Raw genomic sequence first — 1,515 nt, forward strand, 5'->3', positions numbered from 1 at the left:
AGAACGCCACCTTGGCTACCCTCAAGAACGCGGCATAACCAAAAGAACACCGTGTCCAAGATCAGGGGTCAAGGCCCGAAAATGGAAGTGATCGAAGTCGACTTCATAGCCGACCTGGGCTGACATACTTTCCTCCGTTGTAAAATCGATTCGCCAGATGTAACAGCTAGATTGAAGTGAGCGTTCTGATGTTTTGGAACCCTGACACGTCCGCTTCCTCGGACGAGACGCTAGAGCTCTTGAGTGAGCTCCATCGTTACCGCCAGACCAACGAGCACGTGCGAACTAAAGCCCATGAAGAGATGGGCCTTAAAGGCAAGGAATTGGAAACCTTACAGCTTGTGCTCGCTGCCGACATGGCTGGCGACACTTTGCGCCAGCTCGACTTGGCGGAGCAACTCCACATCACCGGTGCGTCGGTCAGTGCGTTGGTCGACCGGTTAGCGCAGGCCGGGTACATCACCCGCGAGGCGCACCCTAAGGACAGGCGATCGGTCGCTCTTAAACCGACGGAGAAAGCGCAATCGCAGGTGGGAACCACTTTGCGCAAAATGAGCGAGGGGATGATGGCGGCGACGGAGCGCCTGGACGACCGAGGCAAGATCACCGTCACGAATTTTCTTCGAGATCTGAATAGCGCGCTGGACTAAATGCAGTCGGCGCGACCATGAGTTCCCGCATCCCTCATCGGGGGTGTGGTCAAAGCCCCGCACATCATGGCGGGGGACATCACGAACACGTTGGAGGGGGCCCGATATGGGTTTCATTGGCTGGATTGTTTTGGGACTGATCGCTGGGGCGATTGCTAAGGCGATTCTCCCGGGGAAGCAAGGCGGCGGATGGATTGCCACGCTGATCCTCGGAGTCGTTGGGGCGCTCCTGGGTGGATGGATCGGCCAGGCGGTTTTCCACGCCGACGTCGACGAGTTCTTCTCCCTCTCGTCGTGGCTGCTCGCCATTCTCGGCTCGATTATTGTCCTGCTGATCTGGGGCCTCATTACGGGACGTAATAAGAGCAACGCCTGAGCCTCCGTTCAGGGCGCCGACCGAAGAACACCGCTATATCTAAGGAGTACATCGTGAGTCTGGCAGACAAGGCGAAGAACACTGCTGACAAGGTGGCAGGAAAGGTCAAGGAGACTGCTGGCAAGGTCACTGACAACGAGAAGCTCGAGGCCGAGGGGCACGCCCAGCAGGCCAAGGGTGACGTTAAGCAGGCGGGCGAGAAGATCAAGGACGCATTCAAGAAATGACGCGTCACCGAAGGGGCCCGGGTCGAAAGACCCGGGCCCCTTCGTGCGCCTTGGCCGCACTCCAACAAAGATCGGTCGTTCCGCTCCGTGCTGAGTACCGGGAGTCGGTGGCCTTAGCCTTGACGAGTTCCGCGAGGGCGTCGAGCCTGCTGCCGCCCACGCGCCGTCCCTGAGCGGATGATGCGGGCTCTTCCTACTTCAGGTGGGGGTGGGTCAGTCCGCCGCCGATGAGGAGCATGCGTAGTCGGTAGTGCTCGCGGTT

General features: G+C 59.2%; 3 protein-coding genes. All 3 read left to right on the forward strand.

Features of this window, described 5'->3' with window-relative positions; genetic code table 11:
- Positions 1–176: 176 nt before the first annotated feature.
- The 3 genes from DWB68_RS15670 (at position 177) to DWB68_RS15680 (ending at position 1,253) form a co-directional block, all read left to right on the forward strand.
- Complete coding sequence (locus DWB68_RS15670; protein WP_147391721.1) at positions 177–650, forward strand: MarR family winged helix-turn-helix transcriptional regulator; 474 nt, start codon at positions 177–179, stop codon at positions 648–650.
- Positions 651–756: 106 nt separating this feature from the next.
- Positions 757–1,026, forward strand: coding sequence for a GlsB/YeaQ/YmgE family stress response membrane protein (locus DWB68_RS15675; RefSeq protein WP_119426043.1), 270 nt, complete (start codon positions 757–759; stop codon positions 1,024–1,026).
- A gap of 53 nt (positions 1,027–1,079) precedes the next feature.
- The gene (locus DWB68_RS15680) at positions 1,080–1,253 is read left to right on the forward strand and encodes a CsbD family protein (protein ID WP_119426044.1); all 174 of its coding nucleotides are present in this window, start codon (positions 1,080–1,082) and stop codon (positions 1,251–1,253) included.
- Positions 1,254–1,515: the final 262 nt, after the last annotated feature.

The sequence above is a fragment of the Galactobacter valiniphilus genome, assembly GCF_003575975.1.
Lineage (GTDB): Bacteria > Actinomycetota > Actinomycetes > Actinomycetales > Micrococcaceae > Galactobacter > Galactobacter valiniphilus.